Annotated in this window: 18 protein-coding genes and 1 pseudogene; 3 read left to right on the top strand and 16 right to left on the bottom strand. The window is 73.5% G+C overall.

Annotated elements, in window-relative coordinates:
- Positions 1-204: pseudogene (locus tag IDM40_RS27400) on the bottom strand (HNH endonuclease signature motif containing protein); the annotation flags it as partial.
- A 981-nt stretch (positions 205-1,185) separates the two neighbouring features.
- Positions 1,186-2,718, bottom strand: coding sequence for a FadD3 family acyl-CoA ligase (locus IDM40_RS27390; protein WP_193124979.1), 1,533 nt, complete (start codon positions 2,716-2,718; stop codon positions 1,186-1,188).
- 184 nt (positions 2,719-2,902) lie between these two features.
- Between IDM40_RS27390 and IDM40_RS27385 the strand changes: the two genes are divergently transcribed.
- Positions 2,903-3,670, top strand: coding sequence for an SDR family oxidoreductase (locus tag IDM40_RS27385; RefSeq protein ID WP_193124978.1), 768 nt, complete (start codon positions 2,903-2,905; stop codon positions 3,668-3,670).
- Here the strand turns inward: IDM40_RS27385 and IDM40_RS27380 are convergent.
- From IDM40_RS27380 to IDM40_RS27340, 8 genes are all read right to left on the bottom strand, one after another.
- The gene (locus IDM40_RS27380; protein ID WP_193124977.1) at positions 3,649-4,461 is read right to left on the bottom strand and encodes a MaoC/PaaZ C-terminal domain-containing protein; all 813 of its coding nucleotides are present in this window, start codon (positions 4,459-4,461) and stop codon (positions 3,649-3,651) included. The two genes, IDM40_RS27385 and IDM40_RS27380, sit on opposite strands and share 22 nt — an antisense overlap.
- Complete coding sequence (locus IDM40_RS27375) at positions 4,458-5,642, bottom strand: lipid-transfer protein (RefSeq protein ID WP_193124976.1); 1,185 nt, start codon at positions 5,640-5,642, stop codon at positions 4,458-4,460. Before IDM40_RS27375 ends, IDM40_RS27380 begins: the two co-directional genes overlap by 4 nt.
- Complete coding sequence (locus IDM40_RS27365) at positions 5,639-7,144, bottom strand: acyl-CoA dehydrogenase family protein (protein WP_235998002.1); 1,506 nt, start codon at positions 7,142-7,144, stop codon at positions 5,639-5,641. The genes IDM40_RS27375 and IDM40_RS27365 overlap by 4 nt, the downstream gene beginning before the upstream one ends.
- Positions 7,144-8,112, bottom strand: a complete 969-nt coding sequence (locus IDM40_RS27360; RefSeq protein ID WP_193124975.1) for a bifunctional MaoC family dehydratase N-terminal/OB-fold nucleic acid binding domain-containing protein — start codon at positions 8,110-8,112, stop codon at positions 7,144-7,146. Before IDM40_RS27360 ends, IDM40_RS27365 begins: the two co-directional genes overlap by 1 nt.
- On the bottom strand, positions 8,112-9,275 hold the full coding sequence (locus IDM40_RS27355) for an acyl-CoA dehydrogenase family protein (protein ID WP_193124974.1): 1,164 nt from the start codon (positions 9,273-9,275) through the stop codon (positions 8,112-8,114). Before IDM40_RS27355 ends, IDM40_RS27360 begins: the two co-directional genes overlap by 1 nt.
- Positions 9,262-10,956 (bottom strand): AMP-binding protein, encoded by a 1,695-nt coding sequence (locus IDM40_RS27350; RefSeq protein ID WP_193124973.1) that lies wholly within the window; start codon positions 10,954-10,956, stop codon positions 9,262-9,264. The genes IDM40_RS27355 and IDM40_RS27350 overlap by 14 nt, the downstream gene beginning before the upstream one ends.
- On the bottom strand, positions 10,953-12,179 hold the full coding sequence (locus tag IDM40_RS27345; protein ID WP_193124972.1) for an NADH:flavin oxidoreductase: 1,227 nt from the start codon (positions 12,177-12,179) through the stop codon (positions 10,953-10,955). Before IDM40_RS27345 ends, IDM40_RS27350 begins: the two co-directional genes overlap by 4 nt.
- Positions 12,180-12,282: 103 nt before the next feature.
- A complete protein-coding gene (locus IDM40_RS27340) occupies positions 12,283-13,044 on the bottom strand; it encodes an SDR family NAD(P)-dependent oxidoreductase (RefSeq protein ID WP_193124971.1) in 762 nt (253 codons plus the stop codon).
- Positions 13,045-13,228: 184 nt separating this feature from the next.
- Between IDM40_RS27340 and IDM40_RS27335 the strand changes: the two genes are divergently transcribed.
- Positions 13,229-14,896, top strand: a complete 1,668-nt coding sequence (locus tag IDM40_RS27335; protein ID WP_193124970.1) for a class I adenylate-forming enzyme family protein — start codon at positions 13,229-13,231, stop codon at positions 14,894-14,896.
- Positions 14,897-14,912: 16 nt separating this feature from the next.
- On the opposite strand, the gene IDM40_RS27330 is transcribed toward IDM40_RS27335, so the two are convergent.
- From IDM40_RS27330 to IDM40_RS27315, 4 genes are read right to left on the bottom strand one after another with little or no spacing between them, the layout of a single operon-like run.
- Complete coding sequence (locus IDM40_RS27330) at positions 14,913-15,539, bottom strand: PaaI family thioesterase (RefSeq protein ID WP_193124969.1); 627 nt, start codon at positions 15,537-15,539, stop codon at positions 14,913-14,915.
- Positions 15,536-16,411: a MaoC/PaaZ C-terminal domain-containing protein gene (locus IDM40_RS27325; RefSeq protein ID WP_193124968.1), complete on the bottom strand. Its 876-nt coding sequence runs from the start codon at positions 16,409-16,411 to the stop codon at positions 15,536-15,538. Before IDM40_RS27325 ends, IDM40_RS27330 begins: the two co-directional genes overlap by 4 nt.
- Positions 16,412-16,421: 10 nt before the next feature.
- Entirely contained in the window at positions 16,422-18,587 is a 2,166-nt protein-coding gene (locus IDM40_RS27320) for an acyl-CoA dehydrogenase (protein ID WP_193124967.1), read from the bottom strand.
- A 7-nt stretch (positions 18,588-18,594) separates the two neighbouring features.
- Positions 18,595-19,725, bottom strand: coding sequence for a steroid 3-ketoacyl-CoA thiolase (locus tag IDM40_RS27315; RefSeq protein WP_193124966.1), 1,131 nt, complete (start codon positions 19,723-19,725; stop codon positions 18,595-18,597).
- Between the two features lie 154 nt (positions 19,726-19,879).
- Between IDM40_RS27315 and IDM40_RS27310 the strand changes: the two genes are divergently transcribed.
- Positions 19,880-20,830 (top strand): 3-oxoacyl-ACP reductase, encoded by a 951-nt coding sequence (locus tag IDM40_RS27310; protein ID WP_193124965.1) that lies wholly within the window; start codon positions 19,880-19,882, stop codon positions 20,828-20,830.
- On the opposite strand, the gene IDM40_RS27305 is transcribed toward IDM40_RS27310, so the two are convergent.
- Together IDM40_RS27305 and IDM40_RS27300 are read right to left on the bottom strand one after the other, a co-directional pair.
- Positions 20,827-21,603, bottom strand: coding sequence for an SDR family oxidoreductase (locus tag IDM40_RS27305; protein ID WP_193124964.1), 777 nt, complete (start codon positions 21,601-21,603; stop codon positions 20,827-20,829). The two genes, IDM40_RS27310 and IDM40_RS27305, sit on opposite strands and share 4 nt — an antisense overlap.
- A gap of 23 nt (positions 21,604-21,626) precedes the next feature.
- Positions 21,627-22,373 carry an SDR family NAD(P)-dependent oxidoreductase gene (locus IDM40_RS27300; protein ID WP_193124963.1) on the bottom strand — a complete coding sequence of 249 codons (747 nt, stop codon included), beginning with the start codon at positions 22,371-22,373 and terminating at the stop codon, positions 21,627-21,629.
- Between the last annotated feature and the right edge of the window lie 665 nt (positions 22,374-23,038).

Below are 23,038 nucleotides of genomic sequence, written 5' to 3'. Positions count from 1 at the left end.
CGGCGCGAGCATGGAAAAGGTGAGCTTATCGATCTGTTCGCGCACCGCCTTCATGCGCTCCAGAACGGTTCCGCCGGTGCCGAAAGGCACATCCCCGGACAGAGTCTGGATGAACACCGCCACTGCGGCCATCAGCGCGGACACGGCCGGGTCCGGGCCGGTGCCCGGGGCCGAGTGCGCGTGTCCGGTGGTGTCGTTCGCCATAATCCAACAATACGCCCCGGGGCCAGAAAGCGGTAGTTACCCAAAGGAAATNTCCAGAACGGTTCCGCCGGTGCCGAAAGGCACATCCCCGGACAGAGTCTGGATGAACACCGCCACCGCGGCCATCAGCGCGGACACGGCCGGGTCCGGGCCGGTGCCCGGGGCCGAGTGCGCGTGTCCGGTGGTGTCGTTCGCCATAATCCAACAATACGCCCCGGGGCCAGAAAGCGGTAGTTTCCCAAAGGAAACAGAACCCTTACCAATAACGGCCACGGGGCCACCACTCACACCTATTTCCGGTCGCCCGCATTCCCCGCAAAAATGGTCCTGTGGATAACTCCGCGGGGTGCTTTTTATCGGTTATTCTGGGGCAGGGGAAGTCGCGCCCAAAAATCAGCCCAGGGGTATCGGAGAATCTCCAATCCAGGACGGCTGTCCACACGCGTGTCACCCCTGGGACTCAATGCGCGGCCGGGAGTGCGCGGGGCGTCGGAGGATCCCGCACAGCCGCCACCCCTGACACCCAATGCCCTGCCGGGAGCGCGCGGGGCTCGCCTGTGCCGTTGCCGTCGCAGGAGCGAGCCACCGCGCACACGCCTGGACCGTTGGTCGCAATGAAGTACCCAAGGGGGATAGCAGTACCCACCGTTCTTTTGGCTGCGGGCGGGGGCCTCGGGGGCGAAGGGGGTTCGTCGATGCGGGTCGGGACAGCCCGGCGAACAGGCCCGGAGCGCACACCCCGAGGCGCCACGGGAGGCAACCACCCAACCCGCCACTCTCTCCGCCCATCCAGGAGATCAGGGGGTGGCGCCGACGCGGGTTGCGCGCAGGGCCGGCCGGGCTATCGTTCCCGACCCCGACGAACCACCACCCCGAGGGAACACCAACGAACCCGATCGAACACCCCGACCCCGAACGTGCCGTTCGCTCCTGACATCGAGCACAGAACCGTCCGCCGCCCCGACCAACGGTCGATCGTCCTCATCCGGTGGGCAGGTCGACCTTGCGGACCTTGCCGGCGGCGTTGCGCGGAAGGGCGTCCAGGACCACGACCTCCCGGGGCACCTTGAAGTTGGCCAGGCGTTCGCGGCAGTGGGCGACCAGGGCGTCGCGGTCGGGGTCGGTGCCGGGGCGGGCGGTGACGTAGGCGCGCCCGACCTCGCCCATGCGCGGGTCGGGGACACCGACGACGGCGGCCTCGGAGACGTCGGGGTGGCGGGTGAGGACCTGTTCGACCTCTGCGGGGTAGACGTTGAACCCGCCGACGGTGAACATCTCCTTGAGCCGCCCGGTGATGGTGAGGTAGCCGTTGCCGTCGAGGCGGCCCAGGTCGCCGGTGTGCAGCCAGCCGTCCACGACGGTCTCTGCGGTGGCGGCCTCCTCCCCCAGGTAGCCGCGCATGACGTTGTGGCCGCGCACGAGGACCTCTCCGGCGTCGGAGATGCGTACGTCCACGCCCTCGATGGGGCGGCCGGAGGTGGTGGCCACGGTGGTGTCGCCGTCGCCGAGGGAGCAGACGGTGACGGTTCCGCAGGACTCGGTGAGGCCGTAGGCGGTGACCACGTGCATGCCGAGTTCGGTGCGCACGCGTTCGACGAGGCGGACCGGGACCGAGGCGGCGCCGGTCACGGCCAGGCGCAGGGTGGAGACGTCGCGCTCGGCCAGCCCCGGGGTGTCGAGCAGGGTGGTGTAGATGGTCGGGGGCCCCGGCAGGACGGTGATGCGTTCGGCCTCGACCAGGTGCAGGGTCTCCTCGGCGCGGAAGACCGGCTGGAGCACCATGGTGGCTCCGCGCAGCAGGCACGCGACGATGCCGGCCTTGTAACCGAAGCAGTGGAAGAACGGGTTGATCACCAGGTAGCGGTCGCCGTGTTCCAGCCCCGTGCGTTCGCACCAGGCGTCGAAGGTGCGCACGTTCTGTGCGTGGGTGCACATCACGCCCTTGGGGCGGCCGGTGGTGCCGGAGGTGAAGAGCACGTCGGAGAGGTCGTCGGGGCCGGGAGCGGGCACGGGACGGGGGTCGTGGTCGCCGGAGGCCAGGAAGCCGGTCCAGGGCAGGGCCCCGGGCACGGGTGCGGCGTCGAAGGTGACCACGGAGCGCAGGTCGGGCAGGCCGGGCACGCCGGGTTCGGTGCCCCGGGCGCCGAGCATGCCCAGGTAGTCCTGGCCGAGGAAGGCGTTCTCCACGAACAGGAACCGGGCACGGCTGCGCGCCAGGATCCAGTGCGCCTCCTCCCCCTTGTACCGGGTGTTGAGCGGTACCAGCACGGCGCCGGCGGACAGCGCACCCAGGGCCGCGAGGATCCACGGCAGCCCGTTGGGGGCCCAGATCGCGACCGGGTCTCCCCGTCCCACCCCGTGGGACCGGAACGCGCGGGCGGCCCGGTCGACGGCGGCGCCGAGGTCGGCGTAGGTCAGCCGGGTGTGCCCGTCCACGACGGCCTCGGTGGAGGGGTGGTCCCGCCTCGCGCGGGCCAGGGCCCCCGGGATCGTCAGCGCCTCGTCCGTACCCATGCGTGCGCGCTCCCTGTCGGGTTGCCGGTGGTGTGGCGACCAGCGTGGCCCGGCACGGGGGTGCGGTGGCGGCGGGTCCCGGTGAGCGGTACCGGCTCCCCCGCGGAGGGTGGGGGTTCCTAGGGTCGGCCGTTCCGGGGCCCGTGGCGGCCCGAGCAGTGCGCGCAGCGCGGAGAGGACGGCGATGGGCACGACGACGGATCTGAGCGGGCGAACGGTCCTGGTGACCGGCGGGACCCAGGGCATCGGTGCCGTGGTCGCGCGGCGGTTCCTTGAGGCGGGGGCGCGGGTGGTCGTGGGCGGCCGGCGCACCCCGGACACGCTCCCGAGCGGCGGGGGCCGGACGGCACGGTTCGTGTCGGCCGACATCCGGGACCCGTCCGAGGCGGCGCGGCTGGTGGAGGAGGCCGCCGCGCACCTGGGCCGGTTGGACGTGCTGGTCAACAACGCCGGCGGGTCGCCCTCGGCGGAGGCGGCGACGGTCTCACCCCGGTTCGTGGCCAGGATCGTGGACCTCAACCTGCTCGCGCCCTTCTACGTGGCGCAGGCCGCGAACGGTGTCATGCAGGGCCGGGAGGAGGGCGGGTCGATCGTCAACATCGGCAGTGTGGCCGCCCACGACCCGCAGCCGGGCACGGCCGCCTACACCGCGGCGAAGGCGGGGCTGCTCGCCCTGACGCGGGCGTTGGCGCTGGAGTGGGCGCCCCGGGTGCGGGTCAACCACATCACCACGGGGTTGGTGCGCACCGAGGCGGCCGCCGGGGAGTACGGGGAGGACGGCGGCGCCGCGGTGGCCGGGCTGATCCCCATGGAGCGGATGGCCCGGCCCGACGACGTGGCCGACGCGTGCCTGTACCTGGGCGGGGACCGGGCCGCCTACGTCAACGGCGCCGATCTGGCCGTGCACGGAGGGGGCGAGGTCCCCGCGCGCTACGTGGCGACGCGGAACTGAGCCCGCCCGGCCGACAGCGCCACCGGTCCGTCCGGGGCGCCGGCCTCGAAGCGCAGTCCGGTGCCCCGCCCGTGCTCCCAGGCCTTGATCCGGAGCCGGTCCCCGGGGAAGGCGGGCGCGGTGAACCGTCCCTCCAGCTCGGTGAGGTCGGCGGGGTGTTCGCCGGCCGCGTCGGCCAGGGGCAGCACGGCCGAGGCGAGGGTGCACAGCCCGTGCAGGAACGGGCGGGGCATTCCGGCCTCCTTCGCCGCCTCCGGGTCGATGTGCATGTGGTGCCGGTCACCCAGGAGCCGGTACAGGGCGGCCTGTTCGGTGGAGGTCGACAGGTCGAGGGTGTGGCCGGGCCCCTGCTCCTGCGGTCTCGGGGCGGAGGGACCCCGGCGCCCGCCGAACCCGCCGCGGCCCGGCGCGAACAGCGACCAGGTGGCAACGAAGTGGGAGCTGACCACCTCCACGTCGAAGACCGCGGCCGACCCCTTGTCCCACACCTCGGCGACGTAGGCCGACATCGTCAGTTCCCCGGAGCGCGGAAGGGGACGCAGCACACGCAGCTTTTGGGACCCGTGCACCGCGGTGGCGGTGTCGAAGGCGCCGAGCTCGCCGAGGGCGTCGGGGGCCCACTGGGCGCGGGTGAGCGCGAACGTGGGCAGCACGCGCAGGCGTTCCTCGAAGACGAGGTCGAGGTCGTCGGCGCGCGCCCCGACGGCGAGGGCGTAGAGGATGGCTTCGCGTTCGTCGTAGCTGGTGGTGCGGGTTCCGAGGTCGTGTCCCCGCCAGGTTCCGGCGTTCACCGTTCTCCTTCCAGGACGAGCCCGCTGGTGGGCACGCCGGTCCCCGCGGTGACCAGGACCCGGCCCACCTCCCGGGGCTGGTTGACCGAGGTGCCGCGGACGAGCCGGACCGCCTCGGCGATGCCGTTCATGCCGTGCAGGTAGGCCTCGCCGATCTGGCCGCCGTGGGTGTTGGCGGGCAGGCGTCCGCCGGGCTCGAGGTGGCCGTCGGCGACGAAGTGGCGGGCCTCCCCGGGTGCGCAGAACCCGAGCTCCTCGAGCTGGGGCAGCACCAGCGGGGTGAAGTGGTCGTAGAGGATCGCCGCGTCGATGCCGTCGGGGCCGGTGCGGGCCTGTTCGTAGAGGCGGCGGGCGACCAGGCCCATCTCCGGGATGCCGGTGATGTCGGGCCGGTAGTAGCTGGTCATCATGTGCTGGTCGGGGCCGGACCCCTGGGCGGTGGCGGCCAGGACGGCCGGCGGACGGCGCAGGGTGCGCGCGTGCTCGGCGGAGACCACGACCAGCGCCTGGCCGCCGTCGGTCTCCTGGCAGCAGTCGAGCAGGTGCAGGGGTTCGGCGATCCAGCGGGAGGCCTGGTGGTCGGCGAGCGTGATGGGACGGCCGTGGAACCAGGCGCGGGGGTTGGTGGCGGCGCGGGCGCGCGAGAGCACCGCCACGCGGCCGAAGTCCTCGCTGGTGGCGCCGTACTCGTGCATGTACCGCCGGGCGAACATCGCCACCCACTGGGCGGGGGTGGACAGCCCGAACGGTGTGATCCAGGAGTAGGCGGCCCGGTCTGCGCCGGTGGCCAGGGGGCGGTCGGCCTGGCCGAGCCCGTAGCGCACGCCGGAGCGTTCGTTGAAGGCTCGGTAGCAGACCACGGCGCGGGCGGCGCCGGTGGCCACGGCCATGGCGGCCTGGTGGAGGGTCCCGCAGGCCGCGCCGCCGCCGTAACCGACACGGGAGAAGAAGGCCAGCTCGCCCATGCCGGTGACGCGGGCGAGCTCGGCCTCGGGGGTGGTGTCGGCGGTGAAGGTGACCAGGCCGTCGACGTCGGGGGGCTCCAGACCGGCGTCGTCGAGGGCGGCCAGGACGGCTTCGCAGGCCAGGCTGAGCTCGCTGCGTCCGGAGTCCTTGGAGAACTCGGTGGCGCCGATGCCGGCCACCGCCGCGGCCCCGGGCCGGGGGGCGGTGCGGGTCACGGGGTCTCCTTCCCGGGCAGGCGCACCACGGCGGTTCCGTGGGCGTGGGTGCCGCGGCTGTTGGTGCCGCGTACGGCGATCTCGACGGTGCGGTCGGGGTGCACGGCGGTGACCTCGCCGTTGAGCACGAAGGTGTCGCCGGGCAGGTTGGGTGCGCCCAGGCGGATGCGCAGGGCGGTCAGCACGGCGGCGGGCCCGGCCCAGTCGGTGACGTAGCGCTCCACGAGGCCGTTGGTGGTGAGGATGTTCATGAACACGTCCTCGGAGCCGCGGGCGCGGGCGAGGTCGGGGTCGTGGTGCACGTCCTGGTAGTCGCGGGTGGCGAGGGCGGACGCGATGACGAAGGTGCGGGTCAGGGGCAGGGAGAGCTCCGGGAGGGTGTCGCCGGCCCGGACCCCGGTGCGGAGCCGGTCGGCGAGGGTGTCGCCGAGGGCGGCCAGGGTGGCGCTGTCGCCGCCGAGGGTCCCGGCGGTCTGTTTGGCCCACAGGAAGTACCGGTGCACGGGGTGGTCGACGTCCACTCCCACGCCCCCGTGCAGGTGTTGGACGCGGTGCACGGTGTCGGTGCCGGCGCGGGCGGCCCACCAGTGCGCGACCAGGGCCTCGGACGTGGCGGGGCGTTCCTCCTCGAGCGCGGCCACGGCCTGCCACAGGCACACGCGCAGTGCGTCGATGCCGATGTAGCAGTCGGCGAGCTGGTGTTGCACGGCCTGGAACGTGGCCAGGGGCCGGCCGAACTGTTCGCGTGCGGCCAGGTGGGCGGCGGCCAGGTCCAGGGCTCCGCGGGCGGTGCCCAGCTGGAGGGCGGCCAGGGCGGTGGCGGCCAGGTCCAGGGTGTGTTCGAGCGTGCCGTCCCCGGGGGACCCGAGGGCCTGGGCGGGGGCGTTCTCCAGGCGCAGGGCGGCGGCGCGGTCGCGGTCGGTGGTGGTGACCGGGTCCCAGCGGACGCCGTCGGCCGCGGTGGGCAGGAGGAAGAGCCCGTTTCCCTGCCCGGTTCGGGCGGAGACGAGCACGTGGTCGGCGCCGGCCGGTGAGGGCACGGCGGCCTTCTCGCCGGCCAGGCGCCATCCGGGACCGTCGGGCACGGCGGTGCACCGGGGTTCGGCGGGGGCGTGGGGGCCGTACTCCTCCAGGGCGAGCGTGGTTCGGGAGGCACCGGCGGCCTGCGTCGGCAGCAGGGCGCGGCGCTGTTCGGCGGTCCCGTGGCGGCCGATGGCGAGCGCGGCGACGGCGGCGGTCCACAGCGGGACGGGCGCGACGGTGCGTCCCTGTTCCTCCAGGAGCGCGCACACGGCGGCGGGGCCCAACCCTGCGCCCCCGTGTTCCTCCGGGATCGGGAGGCCGAGCAGCCCGGCGCCGGCCAGGTCCGCCCACAGGTCGGTGTCGACGCGCTCGGGCCCGGACTCGACCTTGCCGATGCGTTCGGGGGTGGCTCGGTCGGTGAGAATGCGTTCGGCCAGGTCGTGCACCGCACGTACGTCCTCGTCGAGGGTGAAGTCCATCAGGGGTCCTCCTGCTCGTGCGGGGCGAAGACCGGGAGCGTGAGGTCGGGGTCGGCCTCGAGCCAGCGCAGGCGCACCGGCATGCCGACCCTGACGTGTTCGGGGGCGGTCCCGACCAGGTCGGTGATCAGCCGGGTGCCCTCGGCCAGGTCCACGACGGCCACGATGTGGGGCAGGTCGAAGGCGGGGTGGCGGGGGTGGTGCACGACGGTGAAGGTGTGCACGTGTGCGTCTCCGGAGGCCTGGACGGTGTCCCACTCGAAGGAGCGGCAGTGCGGGCAGCAGGGGCCGGGCGGGTGGCGCAGCTCTCCGCAGGAAACGCAGCGCTGGATCACCAGGCGGTGTTCGCGCGCGGCCTCGAACCAGAAGGCGTTGTCGCGGTTGACCGCGGGCCTGGGCCGCAGCGCCGGCGGCTCGGGGTCGGGCTGTCGCGGGCGGAACCGGAGGGTGCGCCAGCGCTGGGTGGCCACCGCCTGCCCGTGGGCGTCGCGGTAGGTGCGCACGGTGGTCACGAACCGTCCGGGGCCGAGCGCGGTGGCCTTCTCCGGGGAGATCCGTTCGACGCGCTCCTCGACCTCCACGCGGTCGCCTGGTACGAGCTCGCGGTGGAACTCGAACTCGGAGTCGGTGGCGACCACGGACGTGTAGCCCTGCTCCGCCAGCTCTGCCACCAGCGCCCCGGAACCGTCGTCGGGCGGGGGCGCCTGGGTGGCCGCGTACCCGCGCATGGTCCAGGCCTGCACCATCGTCGCGGGCGCCACCACGCCCGCGCGCCCGGCCGCGCGGGCGGCGTCCTCGTCCAGGTGGACGGGGTTGTCCACACCCAGGGCCTCGACCCAGTGGCGGATCATCGGCAGGTTGACCGGGTCCTGGGCGCGGCGGGGAGGCCCGAGCGTGCGCCCGACGAAGGCCCGCAACCGTTCCTCCTGTGAGCTGTGTGACTCATGGGGTTCGTGGGGGCTGCCCATCAGCGCCTCCTTCCGCGGGGCAGACCCAGCCCCTGGACGGCGATCATGTCGCGCAGCACCTCGTTCACCCCGCCGCCGAAGGTGTTGACGATGCCCTGGCGGGAGAGCTGTTCCACCTGGCCGGCCAGCGCCGCCCCGGGTGAGCCCGGGCGCAGGCGGCCGGCGGCGCCCAGGACCCCGAGCAGGGTGCGCTGCACACTCACGTGGGTCTCGGTGCCGTAGACCTTCGCAGCGGCCGCGTCGGCCCCGGTCAGGGACCCGTGTGCCACGGCGGCGGTCATCTTGTGGTTGACGAGCCGCATCGCCTCCAGCTCGGCGTGGGCGCGGGCGAGGTCCTGGCGTACCCACGGCAGGTCGAGGGCGCCGTGGTCGCGGGACCAGGCGCACACGTCCTCCCAGAGGCCGAGCATGCGCCCGCCCAGGGCGGCCAGGCCGATGCGTTCGTGGTTGAGCTGGGTGGTGATGAGGTCCCAGCCGCCGCCGGGCTCCCCGACCACGTTCTCGGCGGGTACCCGGACACCGTCGTAGTAGGTGGCGGTCACGAGCATGCCGCCGACGGTGCGGATCGGGCTCCAGGAGAAACCGGGTGCGTCGGTGGGCACGATGAGGATGGTGATGCCGCGGTGTTTCGGCGCGTCCGGATCGGTACGGCAGGCCAGCCAGATGTGGTCGGCGGTGTTGGCGCCGCTGGTGAAGATCTTGCTGCCGTGCACCACGTAGTCGTCGCCGTCGCGTTCGGCGCGGGTGGTGAGCGAGGCCAGGTCGGTGCCGGCGCCGGGTTCGGTGTAACCGATCGCGAAGACCGTCTCGCCGGCGAGGATGCCCGGCAGGTACCGGCGGCGCTGTTCTTCGGTCCCGTGGTTCATGAGGGTGGGGCCGACGGTGTTGACGGTGACGAAGGGGAACGGGAGCCCGGCGCGCTGGACCTCGTCGAAGAAGACGTACTGGTCCTCGGCCGAGCGCCCCTGTCCCCCGTACTCGGTGGGCCAGCCCAGGCCGAGCCACCCGTCGGCGCCGAGCCGGGCGACGATCTCCCGGAACCGGTCACCGCCGACCCCCTCTTCCCCGGCGGCGCGGCGTTCGTGTTCGGGCAGCAGCCCCGCGAAGTAGGTGCGCAGTTCCGTGCGCAGGCGTTGCTGTTCACCGGTCTCACGCAGGTCCATGTGTGCCCACCCCGCTCTCCACCGCCGTCGGCAGGAACCGCAGGCGCCCGTTGGCGGCGAACTCGGCGTGCAGTGCGTCCCGGTCCGCGGCGGTCATCGGTCTGTACTCGGTCCGCCCGCGCCCCGCCCGGCGGTGAACCTCGTCGCCGGTGATCCAGGCCTGCAGCCGGAGTTCCTTCTTGCGGATCTTGTTGGAACCGGTCGTCGGCAGTGCGTGCGACAGCCGCACGTAGCGGGGCGCGCCCTTGATGCCCAGGTCCTCCTGCGCTTCGAGGAAGGCGGGCAGGTCCAGGTCGTCGAAGCCGGTGCCCTCGGGGACCTCGACCGCGGCCATCATCTGGTCGCCGGAGCGCGGGTCGGGCACCGCGAAGACCGCCGCGGCCAGGATCCGGGGGTGGCGGCGCAGGATGCGTTCGGTGGTCAGCGCGGAGGTGTTCTCGCCGTCGACGCGGATCCAGTCGCCCGAACGCCCGGCGAAGTGCAGGAACCCGGCGTCGTCGAGGTAGCCGAGATCGCCGGTCCAGTACCAGCCGTGGCGGACCCGTTCGGCGTCGGCCTCCGGGTTCTTGTAGTAACCCTCGAACCGGGCGGCGCCCTCGGTGTCGACGATCTCGCCGACGGCGTCCTGGCTGTTGAGCACCCGGCCGTGGTCGTCGAGGCGGGCCGGCGGGCAGGCCTCCAGGGAACCGGGGTCGACGACCCGTACGCCGGCGTGCGCGGGCAGGCCAAGGGCCGTGTCGGGGGCCTGCGGCGACAGTCGGATCATGCCGGCGCTCTCGCTGGAGCCGTACCCCTCGATCAGGCGGCAGCCGAAGCGGCGCCGGAACGCGGCGCGGTCCTCCGGTGAGGCCTCGGTCCCGAAGGCGTGGGTGAGCGGGTTGTCGTGGTCGTCCCCGCGTTCGGGCACGGCCAGGACGTAGGAGACCGCCTTGCCGACGTAGGTGAAGTAGGTGGCCCCGAAGAACCGCACGTCGGGCAGGAACCCGGAGGCGGAGAAGCGCGGGGTGAGCGCGACACACGCGCCGGTGGCCAGGGCGGGCGCCCACAAAGCCATGAGGGCGTTGCCGTGGAAGAGCGGCATGCAGCAGTAGGCGGTGTCCTGCGGGGTCACCCGGTACTTGTCGGCGTTGGAGCGGCCGAGCGTGGCCAGGCGCCCCTGGGTGCACCGGGCCGCCTTGGAACGTCCGGTGGTGCCGGAGGTGAACAGCAGCAGGAGCTGGGTGTCTGCGGTGACGCCGGGGGCCTGCACTGCCCGCGGCGGGGTGGACCCCAGCCGCTCGGCGTACTCGGGCCCGTCGACCAGCAGGAACCGCTCGCGCGGTACCCCCACGTCGAGTCCGTCCAGCAGCGCGGCGCCGGCCCGGTCGGTGACGATGGCCCGGCAGTCGGTGTGCGCGACCTCCTGCTCCAGGTCGGAGCCGCGCCGGGTCGGGTTGATGCCGACCACGGTGGCGCCGGCCAGGGCTGCCGCACCGAGCCAGAACACGTACTCGGGCACGTTCTCCAGCAGGAGCCCGATGTGGAGGGGGCCCTCCCCCGGCAGGCGCCGGGCCAGGTCGGCGCGGGCGGCGCTCTCGCGCACGACCTCGTCCCAGGTCCAGGTGTGTTCGCGGGTGCGCAGCCCGGGGCGGTGGTCGCCCCCGCGGGCCAGGAGCAGGTCGGCGACGGTGGGCCCGGTCATGCCTGTGCTCCCCGGTCCGTGTTGCGCAGGGCGTCGGGTGCGAGCACGCAGTGGGTGCCGCCGTAGGTCGCGGTCATGCACTTGTTGCAGTGCACGCACAGGGACGGGGTCGCGGGGTCCTTCGCGATCCGGTGCAGCAGGTCGGGTTCGCGCAGCAGGGCGCGGGCCATGGCCACGAACTGGAACCCCTCGCGCATGGCCAGGTCCATCGAGGCCCGGTCGGTGATGCCGCCGAGCAGCACCAGGGGCAGGTCGACGGCGGCCCGGATCTGGCGGGCGTCCTCGAGCAGGTAGGCGTCGCGGTAAGGGTAGGCGTGCAGTTTGTGCTTGCCGAAGAGCTGCACGCCGAGCTTGACCGGTTGGGGCATGGCGGCAGCGAACTCGCGCAGGGGTGCGTCGCCCTTGAACAGGTACATCGGGTTGAGCAGGGAGCTGCCCGCGGTGAGTTCGAGGGCGTCCACGGTGCCGTCCTGCTCCAGCCACTGCGCCACCGGGATGGCTTCGTCGAGCCAGAACCCGCCGGGGACCCCGTCGTCCATGTTGAGCTTGGCCAGGATCGCGATCCGGTCGCCGACCGCGTCGCGCACCGCGCGGAGGATGTCGCGGGCCAGGCGGGCGCGGTTGGCGAGGCTGCCGCCGTACTCGTCGGTGCGGCGGTTGATGCGCGGGCTGAGGAAGGAGCTGGCGAGGTAGTTGTGGCCCAGATGGACCTCGACGGCGTCGAACCCGGCCTCGATCGCCATGCTCGCGCCGCGCCCGTGTGCACGCACGATGCGGGCCAGGTCGGAGCGGGTGGCGCGGTGGGTGACGCTCGTGGTGGTGGCGTGGAAGAACCGCCCGGGTGCGAGGGCGGGCAGGCCGTTGGACTTCGGGTTCGCGACGGGGCCGGCGTGGCCGATCTGCGCGGAGACGGCGGCGCCCTCGGCGTGCACGGCGTCGGTGAGGCGGCGCAGCCCGGGCAGGGCCTCGGGGCGCCACAGGATCTGGCGGCGGTCGGTGCGGCCCTCGGGCGCGACAGCGCAGTAGGCGACGGTCGTCATGCCTACCCCGCCTGCGGCGTGGGCCGCGTGGAAGTCGACGAGGGCGTCGGTGACCAGGCTGCGGCGGCTGAGTCCTTCGTAGGTGGCGGCCTTGACCACGCGGTTGCGCAGGGTCACCGGGCCGAGTCTGGCGGGGGCGAGTACGTCCGGGACCTCGGGTTCCGGGGGTCGGGGGTGGGTCACGGTGGTCCTCCGTCCGGGCGGCCGGGTCTGGTGGCGGGACCGACGGTAGGGAGACGGTGGCGGGCGTGCGCTGGGCGTCCCACTGGCCGGGAGGTCCGGGCGGTCACCCGAAGGGGGCCTGCCCACCGTCGAGGCCGAGGGTGGCACCGGTGAGGTAACGCGCGTCGGGGCCGGTGAGCATGGCGACGGCGCGGCCGATGTCCTCCTCGCAGTCACCCAGGTAGCCCAGTGGCACGGAGGAGATGAACTCCTCGGCCTCCTCGGGGTTGCGTTCGGCCCACCCGCGCAGCCCCGGCGAGAGGGCGAGCGGGGCGATGGCGTTGACGCGGATCCCGTCGCGGCCCCACTCGGCGGCGGCCGTGCGCGAGAGGGAACGCAGCGCCTGTTTCGCGGCGGCGTAGGCCCCGTAGGAGCTGGGGTCCCAGCGGGCCACCGCGGAGCTGATGACGTTGACGACGTGTCCGCCGCCCCGTTCGAGCATGTGGGGCCGGCACGCCTTCATGAACGCGAACGCGGCGAACGGGCCGCTGTCGAACCCGCGCCGCAGGTCCGCGTCGTCGAGGGTCTCCAGGCGCCCGTACGCGCCGCTGTAGGCGTTGTTGACCAGGATGTCGACCGGCCCCAGAAGGGCGGCCGCCCGTTCGACGGCGCCGGGCACGGCGGCGGTCTCCGAGACGTCGCAGGGCACGGGTTCGGCGCGCCCGCCCCGTTCCCGGACCAGTGTGCAGGTCGCCTCCAGGGGCCCGGGCGAGCGGCCCAGGACCGCGACCTTCGCCCCTTCCCCCGCCAGGGCGAGCGCGATGCCCTGCCCGACGCCGCGTCCGCCGCCGGTGACCAGCGCGGTCCTGCCGTCGAGTGTTCCCATCCGTGTGCCTTCCGTGGGACGTGCGTGAACGTGCCGCCATCGTCGGCGCGGGCAGGACGGGCGGGGTCCATCCGTCCCGGTGACCGGGAACCGTGCGGCCTCCGGCTCGTTGCACGCACGAGGGTGTGACTCAATACACGCGCGCGGCTCCACGCGTTCCACGGGGACGGCGGAAAGGAAGCGGATGAGTGCAGCAACGGGACCACGACCGGACCTGAACGAGACGATGACCCGCCTGACCGGCCCCGGCGGCCCGTTCGAACTGCGCGAGGAGGAGGTGCTCGGTACCAGGATGCGGGTGTTCCGGCACCGGGCGCGGAACCTGAGCGAGATCCTGGCCGACGCGCCCCGGTACGGTGACCGGCCCTACCTGATCACCGCCGACCGGAAGGTGGGCTTTGCCGAGCACGCCCGGCAGGCCGCGTCGCTGGCCCGGGTGCTGCGGGAGGGGTACGGGGTGCGGCCCGGCGACCGCGTCGCGATCAACGGCGCGAACAGCCCGGAGTGGATCCTGGCGTTCTGGGCGGTCGTGGCGGCCGGGGCGGTCGCGGTGGCCTGCAACGCCTGGTGGTCGCGGCGCGAGGTCGAGTACGCCCTCGACCACACCGACGCCCGAGTGCTGCTGGCCGACGCGCGCCGCACCGAACTGATGGGCGGCACGGAGCGTCCGGGGCTCCCCCTGCTGACGCTCGAGGAGGACGTTCCGCGGCTGGCCGGCCGGCATCCGGGTGAGCGTGTCCGGGTGCTGGACACCGACGAGGACGACCCCGCGGTGATCCTGTACACCAGCGGCACGTCGGGGCGGATGAAGGGCGCCGTGCACTCGCACCGCAACCTCGCCTCGGTCGTGGAGTACCACCGGCTCACACGCGAGTTGGCGCGGGCGTTCGACCCGGCGGAGCCGGAGGTACGGCGGTACCTGCTGGCGCTGCCGCTGTTCCACATCGCGGGGCTGCACAACCTGGCGGTGCCGCGCATGGCGGACGGCAACACGTTGGTCGTGCACCAGGGGGCGTTCGACGCGCAGCGGGTGCTGGAGCTGATCGAGCGCGAGCGGGTGACCAACTGGGGCGCGGTGCCGACGATGGCGCACCGGATCCTGGAGTACGGGCGCGCCGGCGAGCACGACCTGTCGTCGTTGACGGCGTTCTCGCTGGCGTCGGCGCCCTCGTCGCCGGCGTTCAAGGAGCGGCTTCGCAAGGGGTTCCCGGCGGCGCGGCACAACCTCGTGGACAGTTACGGGCTCACGGAGACGGCGACGGCGGTGGCGGCCGCGAGCCCCGCGGACCTGGCCGAGGACCCGGGCACGCTGGGTCGGCCGATCACGGCGGTGGAGCTGGAGATCCGCGACGCGCAGGGGCGTGCGCTCCCCGAGGGCGAGGAGGGCGAGATCTGTGTGCGCAGCCCGTTCACGATGCTGGGCTACTGGGAGGACGCCGAGGCCACCGCCAAGGCCCTGCGTGCGGACCGGTGGTTCCACACCGGCGACATCGGGGTGCTGCGCGAGGGCCGGGTGAGCATCACCGGGAGACGCTCGGACCTGATCCTGCGGGGCGGGGAGAACGTGTACCCGGCCGAGGTCGAGGCGGTGCTGGCCGAACACCCGCGGGTGCGGGAGTGCGCGGTGTTGGGCGCGCCCCACCCGGACCTGGGCCAGGAGGTGATGGCCTTCGTCGTCCGGGAGGGCGCGGAGCCGTTGACGGAGCAGGAGTTGGCGGATTTCGTGCGCGGGGAACTGGCCTACTTCAAGGTTCCGTCCCGCTGGAGCATCTGTGACCGTGCTCTGCCCCGCAACGCAACCGGGAAGGTGCGGCGGCGGATGCTCGAGGTGGCCGCCGGCGACGAAGAGTGAGCCGGCGGCCCCGGGTTCAGCGGGGGCGTGCGGGGTGGGTGGCCACGAACAACCCCTCGGCCCGCACGCACTCGCGCCCGTCGGCGGAGATGCTGCCACTGGTGCGGATCCGGCGCCCGTCCACACTCACCTGGTGCGCGGCGACGGTGAGCGGGGTGAACAGAGGCGTGGGGCGCAGGTAGCGCAGCGTGAGCTCGGCCGTCATCCCGGACAGCCCCGCCCAGTGGTTGGCGACGCCGAGGGTGTGGTCGAGCAACAGCGCCGACATCCCGCCGTGCACGTACCCGGGAGGCCCCTGGTGGGCCAGGCCGAGTTCGACGGTTGCCTCGACGGAGCCGTCCTCGCACCCGGTCAGGTGCAGGGGCGGGGCGATGGCGTTCTCGGGGCCGGTGACGGGGTCGTGCCGGGTCACGCCGTCGCCGCGCCACATGTGCACCATGCGTGCGGCGAGGTCGGGGGCGCCGCGGTCGAGGTCGTCGGCGACGGCGTTGAGGCGGTCGGCGACGGTGTCCAGATCGGTGCCGCCCCGGTCCCCCGAGCGCAGCAGGGACTCGATCACCCGGCGGGCCGCGTCCGCTGCGGCGTCGATCCCGGTCCCGGTTCCGGGCGAGGTCAGCTCGGGCTGCTCGGTGCCGGCCGTCACCGCAGGACCCCCGCACGCGCGTGGGTGAGCACGGGGGCTCCGCGTTCGGGGCAGGTGGCCCGTAGCAGCAGGTCGTCACCGGTGCGCCAGATCTCGGTGCGCACCGTCTCTCCGGGGGTGAACGGGCCGGCGAAACGTACGGCCAGGGAGGTGAGCCGACGTGCGTCCCCGTTCAGGACCCGGTCGGTGACGGTCTTGGCGAGCATCCCGTAGGTGGCGAGCCCGTGCAGGATCGGCCGGTCGAAACCGGCGGCGCGCGCGGTGGCGGGGTCGGCGTGCAGCGGGTTGAGGTCGCCGTTGAGCCGGTACAGGAGCGCCTGGCGGGGGTCGGTGGTGTGCTCGTGCACGAGGTCGGGTTCGCGGTCGGGGGGTGTGGCGGGCAGCTCCGGCTCCGGGGCGGTCGCGGGGTCGTCGCCGAAACCGCCCTCCCCGCGGGCCCAGATGCGGGTGGTGGTCGTCCACAGGGGGACTCCGTCGTCCCCGGTCGCCGCGTGCTCGTACACGATCAGGGCGGCCTTGCCCTTGTCCTGGACCCCGGTGACGCGCGAGGTGAGGGTGGCGGTCCCGGCGGCGGGGATCGGCCGGTGCACGGTCAGCCCCTGCCCGGCGTGGAGCAGGCGGCGCAGTGCGACGTCGATGCCGGGCGTTGCGGGGGCAGCAGTGGGAGCGTCGCCTGCGGAGATGCCCTGCCCCGCGACGACCGCGAAGGTCGGCAGGGTCTGCAGTCCGTCCTCGTAGGTGTAGGCGGGTTCGGGGTCGGTTCCGGCGCCGGCGCCCAGGCTCAGGTGGTAGAGCAGCACGTCGCGGCGGGTCCAGGAGACCGTGGTCCGGGTGGGCTCTGCCGCGAGCGCACGTGCGGGGTCGATGGGCATGAGGGCTCCTTCAGAGGTCGCGGGGCAGGCCGAGCAGGCGTTCGCCGATGATGTTGAGCTGCACGTCGGTGGTGCCGCCGGCGATCGACATGCAGCGGGAGTTGAGGAAGCGCCAGGCGGCACCCGTGTCGCCGTGTTCGCCGGTCAGGGCCTCGGGGCCGTGCCACTCCACGGCCGTCTCCAGGACCTGCTGCAGGTGTTCGACGCCGAGGAGCTTGCCGACGCTGGACTCCGCGCCGGGCTGCGCGCCGGAGATCGACCGGAGTGTGGCGCGCAGGCCGAGCAGGGCCACACTCTGCGCGTCGCACAGGATCCCGCCGAGCTCGGTGAGCCGGTGTGTGTCCGCGCCGTCCGGATCGGTGCGGGCCAGGTCGAGCAGGTCCTCGACGCCAGAGCCGAACGCTGACCCATCGGTCAGGGACACCCGTTCGTTGGCCAGGGTCGTGCGGGCCAGGCGCCATCCGTGCCCGGGCTCGCCGACCAGCGCGTCGTCCGGGACGAACACCCCGTCGAGAAAGACCTCGTTGAACAGGGCGTCGCCGGTGATCTCGCGCAGGGGCCGGATGTCGATGCCGGGCGCGGCCATGTCCAGCAGGAAGTAGGACAGCCCGCGGTGTTTGGGCGCCTCGGGGTCGGTACGCGCGAGCAGGATCCCCCACTGGGCCTCCCGTGCGAGGGAGGTCCACACCTTCTGCCCGGTGATGCGCCACCCGCCGTCGACCTTCTCGGCGCGGGTGCTGAGCGCGGCCAGGTCGGATCCGGCCCCGGGCTCGCTGAAGAGCTGGCACCAGGACACCTCGCCCCGCAGCGTGGACGGCAGGAACCGCTGTTGCTGGTCGGGGCTGCCGTGGGCGGCGAGGGTGGGCACGACCCAGGCGCCGATGACCAGATCGGCCGGTTCGAGCCCGGCGTCCTCGAGCTCCTCGGCGATGACGAGCTGGGTGAGGGCGTCGGCGTCGCGGCCCCAGGGCGCGGGCAGGTGCGGGACGGTGTACCCGTGTTCGGCGAGGAAGGCGTGGCGTCCGGGTCCGTCGAGGTCGCGGGCGGGGGCGAGGTCGGCGCGGACGCGTGCGCGCACGTCCTCGGCCTCGGGTGGGAGGTCGACGCCGAGCCGGCGGCGTGCCCCGTCGAGGGTGAGGCGGGCGGTGCGGGCGCGCCAGTGGGCGGTGGGGCCGAGCAGGACACGTGAGGCCTGGGCCCGGCGCAGGTGGAGCCCGGCGTCGTGTTCCCACGTGAAGCCGATACCGCCGAGGGTCTGGATGCAGTCCTTTGCGGTGGAGAACGCGGCCTCGACCGCGGTGGCACCGGCGACGGCGGCGGCCAGGGCGGCCTCGCTGCGCCCGGGCGCGGTGTCCATGGCACGGGCGGCGTCCCAGGCGCAGGCGCGGGCCTGTTCGGTGCGGGTGAGCATGCGCGCGCACCGGTGTTTGACGCCCTGGAACCGGCCGACGGGGTGGCCGAACTGCTCGCGTGCGGCGGCGTACTCGGCCGCGGTGGCGGTGGCCCACGCGGCGGTCCCGGAGGCCTCCGCGGAGAGCAGCACCGCGGCCAGGTCGAGCACGTCGTGCTCGCCGAGCGCGTCGAGCAGGTCGTCGGGGGCGAGGGCCACCCGGTCGGCGTGGACGCGGGCGGGGCGTCGGGTGAGGTCGTGGCCCGGAAGTTCCTCCACGTGCACGGATGCGCGGTGCACCACGGCCCAACGGACGCGGTCGCCCTCGACGGCCGGGAGCACGAACAGGTCGGCGCACGGTCCGCCCATGACCGGTTCCGAGACCCCCGTGAGCGCTCCGTCTTCCAGGCGTAGTCCGCCCGGGCGCAGGGCGACAGCGCCGATGCGGGTGCCGTCGGCCAGCCCGGGCAGGGGTGCGCGGTGCCCGGCCCGCTGCAGTACGGCCGCGGCGAGCACGGTGGGCAGGAAGGGGCCCGGGAGCAGGGCACGGCCCAGTTCCTCGGCGACCACGGCGAGCTCGGTCAGGCCGTACCCGGATCCGCCGTCCTGTTCGGGCAGATGGAGGCCGAGCAGCCCCTGTTCGGCGAGGGTGTTCCAGAACGGCGGGCGCTGCTCACGGTCGGCGTCGACGGCGGCACGCACGCCGGCGGTGCCGCAGTGGCGTTCGGCGAGGGCGCGCACGGAGTCGCGGAGAGCGTGGTGTTCCTCGGTCAGTGCGATGGTCATGGCTGCCTCACATCCGTTCGACGACGGTGGCGGTGGCGTGGGCCCCGCCGGCGCACATGGTCACGAGCGCGGTGGTGGTGTCGGAGCGTTCGAGTTCGTGCAGGGCCTGGGTGATGAGGCGGGCACCGGTGGAACCGACGGCGTGACCGAGAGCGATGGCGCCGCCGTTGACGTTGACGCGGTCGAGGTCGGCACCGTGGGCGCGCGCCCAGGAGAGCACGACGGAGGCGAAGGCCTCGTTGACCTCGACGAGGTCGATGTCGTCCAGGGTCATACCGGCCTTGTCGAGCACGTCCGTGGTCGCGTCGACGGGGCCGTCCAGGTGGTAGTAGGGCTCTGAGCCGACCATCGTGGAAGCGCGGATCCGGGCCCGGGGGCGCAGGCCGAGGGCGCGGGCGCGTTCGGCGCTCATGAGGAGGACGGCCGCGGCGCCGTCGCTGATCTGCGAGGTGGTACCGGCGGTGTGGACCCCGTCGGGAAGGACGGGGTCGAGCGCGGCCAGGGCGTCGGCGCTGGTGGCGCGCAACCCTTCGTCACGGGTGAGGGTGGTGTGCTCCGTGTGCACCGGGAGGATCTGGGGGTCGAAGCGGCCCTCGTCCCAGGCGTGGGCGGCGCGCTGTTGGGAACGCAGCCCGAACGCGTCGGTGTCGGCCCGGGTGATGCCGCGGCGGCGGGCGATGCGCTCGGCGGCGGTGAACTGGTCGGGCAGGTCGAGGGTCCAGTCGTCCGGACGCGGGTCTCCGGTCTCGGGGGTGACGGCCTGCCCGAGGAAGACCCGGCTCATGGACTCGACGCCGCAGCCGATGCCGGTGTGCGCGGCGCCGGACGCGATGAGCCCGGCGACCAGATGCACCGCCTGTTGGGCCGAACCGCAGGCGCAGTCGATGGTCGTGCAGGCGGTGCGGTGGGGCAGCCCGGCGTGTAGCCAGGCCTGGCGGGTGACGTTGTTGGACTGTTCCCCGGCCTGGGTGACGCAGCCCCCGACGGCCTGGCCGACCTCGCCCGGGTCGAGGCCGGAGCGTTCCAGCAGGCCTTTCTGTGTGCGGCCGAGCAGGTCGGCTGCGTGGATGCCGGACAGGGCCCCGCGGCGCTTTCCGACGGGGGTGCGTACGGCGTCGACGATCACGGCCTCGGACATGTGGATCTCCCGTTCCCGATTCGATGCCGCGATACTAGAATTGATTCTTGTTTTTGGGGAGACCTGTGACCACTCAGCGGGACCCGTGCGCTTGAGAAGTGAAATCAATTTTATTTTTGGGCCACCACTTCCGAGCACAGGACAGGAGAGGCTCATGAGTTCCGCCGTGAACCTGGAGGGCCGCACCGCCGTCGTCACCGGCGCGGGGGCCGGGCTCGGCCGCAGTGAGGCGCTGGCCCTGGCCGGCCGGGGCGCCGACGTGGTCGTCAACGACACCGGCCCCGCCGCCGAGGAGGTCGCCGAGCAGATCCGCGCGACGGGGTGCTCTGCCGTGACCGTGCGCGGCGACGTCGGCGAGTGGGCGATGGGCGAGAAGCTGGTGCGCACCGCCGTGGACGAACTCGGCGGGCTCGACATCGTGGTCAACAACGCCGGCATCACCCGCGACCGGATGCTGTTCAACCTCTCCGAGCAGGACTGGGACGACGTGATCCGGGTCCACCTCAAGGGGCACGCCGCGCTCTCACGGGCAGCGGGGGCGTACTGGCGCGAGGAGAGCAAGCGCACGGGCGGACCGGTGTACGCACGCCTGGTCAACACATCCTCCGAGGCGTTCCTGTTCGGCGGGGCGGGCCAGCCCAACTACTCCGCCGCCAAGGCCGGGATCACCGCGCTGACCCTGTCGGCCGCGCAGGGCCTGGCCAAGTACGGGGTGCGCGCCAATGCGATCTGCCCGCGGGCCCGGACCGGGATGACCGCGGACGTCTTCGCGGGGCGCGAGGACGGCGCGGACGCGGCCGGGGGTGCCGGGACGGACATCCTCTCCCCCGACCGGGTCGGCACCTTCGTGTCCTACCTGGCCTCCCCCGAGGCGGAGGCGATCTCCGGGCAGGTCTTCGTGGTCTACGGGGACATGGTCGCGGTCATGGCCGCGCCCGAGGTGGAGCAGACCTTCATCAGCGCCGGCGGGGTGTTCACCCCCGAGGAACTGGCCGGCGAGCTCGGCCCCTACTTCGCCGGACGCGACCCGCGGAAGGGGTACGCGGCCTACGGGGTGGCCGAGCTCGACACCACCGGGGTGGGGAACTCGGCCGCGCCCCGCTAGAAACGGCCCGGCCCGCGCAGGGTCGCCTCCGCGCCCCCGTCGACGTAGAGGACCTGCCCCGTCACGTGGGTGTTCTCCGCCGAGACCAGCCAGCGCAGCGCCCCGGCCACGGCGTCGGGGCCTGCGTGGCCGTTCAGCGGCATCGGGACGGCCTCGTCCATGGCCGCGCGCATGCGTTCGTCGTCCAGGAGCGCCTCGGTCATGGGGGTACGCACGACCCCGGGGGCCACGACGTTGAGGGCGATCCCCTCCCCCGCCCACCCCGGGGCCACCGAGCGGGCGCGCACCCACTGGGCCAGCGCCGACTTCGACGACGGGTAGATGAGCCCGCCGGACCCGCCGTCGGTCATCTGCCGGGCGCGGGCGGTCGCCGCGGTCTCGTCCCCGGCCAGGCAGGCACTGACCAGCTGCTCGTCGACCACCCCGGTTCCGGTGATGGAACCCACGACCGCCGCCCGCGGGGCCCCGGCCTCAGCCAGCGCCGGGCGCAGGCCCTCCAGGAGCGCGACGGCGCCGAAGAGGTTGACCCGCACCGCCGTCGGCTCGGGCACCGACAGTCCCGCGCACGCCACCACCGCGTCGACCCGGCCGCCGGCCGCCTCGAGCACGCCCGCGACCGCGCCCGCGCGGCCCTCCTCCGTGGACAGGTCGGCGCACACCGCCGTCCCGTGCAGGTCCACACCGACGACCTCGTCGCCCTGTTCCTGCAGCATCCGGGTGAGGGACGCGCCGATCCCCGACGCCGCCCCGCTCACCACCACACGTCGAGCCATGTTCCGGTCTCCTCTCCGGGCCCTCAGGTACGGGACCCGCCGTCGACGGTCAGTTCGGTCCCGGTGACGTACCCGCCGTCCTCGGAGGCGGCGAAGGCGAGCACACCGGCGATCTGCTCGGGGGTGGCCGCTCCCAGCAGCGAGCGGATCCGCCCGAAGTAGGAACGGTCCACGTGTTCGGGGACCGCGCCCCCTGCGGTCAGCGGCGTGGCGACCTCCCCCGGGCATACCGGGACCACCCGGATACCGCGCCCGACCAGCTCGGCGGCCAGGCTGCGGGAGAAGGAGAGCACGGCACCCTTGGAGGCGGAGTAGGCGCTCATGTACGGGTTGCCCTGGATCGCCGCGGCCGAGGCGACGTTGACCACGGCCCCGCCCTCGCCCAGGTGGGGCACGGCCGCGCGACAGAACAGTGCGGTGCCGACCAGGTTGACGGAGAACAGGGCGTGCAGGTCGTCGACGGTCAGATCCTCGATCGGCGTGGCCCGGTGGATCCCCGCCACGTTGACGAGCACGTCGAGCCCGCCGAACGTGCTCACGGCCGCGCCCACCGCGCCCTCGACCGACACCTCGTCGGTCACGTCGGCCGTGTGCGGGACGGCGTGGCCCGCGAGCCCTTCGGCAGCGGCCATCGTCTTGTGCAGCCCCTCGGTGTCCCGGTCCACCGCCAGGACCGCAGCCCCCTCGGAGACCAGGCGAACCACCGTGGCCCGTCCGATCCCCGAGGCGGCGCCGGTGACCAGGGCCCGTTTGCCGTCGAATCGCCTCATCGGCGCCCCTTTCCCTCGCTCGGGGCCCTGACGCTAAGCGCGGATGCGGGAACGCGGGCGCGGGTTCCCGGTCAGCGGGAGGATCTCCGGTCCGGTCCTGTTCAGGGGGTGCGGAGTGGGGGTGTCGAGGTGTGGGGTGGCGTTCGGGGGGGGTGGCGTTCGGGGGGTGGCGTTCGGGGTGGCTCGTGGGTGGCTCGGGGGTGGGTCGGGGGTGGGTCGGGGGTGGGGTGTTCTGTGGTGTTGCCTCGGGGGTGGTGGTTCGTCGGGGCCGGGATCTTAGCCCGGCCGGGCCCTCACGCAACCCTCATCGGCGCCACCCCCGATCGGTCTTGGATGGGTGGGAGTGAGTCGGTGTTGTGGTGGGCTGAGCACGGCGCCTCGGGGTGTGCGTTCCGGCCCTGTTCGCCGGGCTGACCCGACCCGCATCGACGAACCACCCGCTCCCCCGAGGCCCCCGCCCGCAGCCAAAAGAACGGTGGGCACAACAATCCCCCTGTGGTGACCCCATTGCGACCAACGCTTGCGGCGTGGGCATGGTGGCTCGCTCCTGCGACGGCACAAGCCGCCCCGGCACTCCCGGCAGGGCATTGAGTGTCAGGGGTGACACGTGTGCGGGTGTCCTCCGAGCCCCGGCACTCCCGGCAGGGCATTGAGTGTCAGGGGTG

Origin of the sequence: Nocardiopsis coralli (assembly GCF_014892575.1) — a bacterium.
In the GTDB taxonomy this organism is placed as follows: Bacteria; Actinomycetota; Actinomycetes; order Streptosporangiales; family Streptosporangiaceae; genus Nocardiopsis; species Nocardiopsis coralli.
The sequence above is the reverse complement of the archived record's forward strand: the minus strand, read 5'-3'. Positions and strand labels throughout refer to the sequence as shown.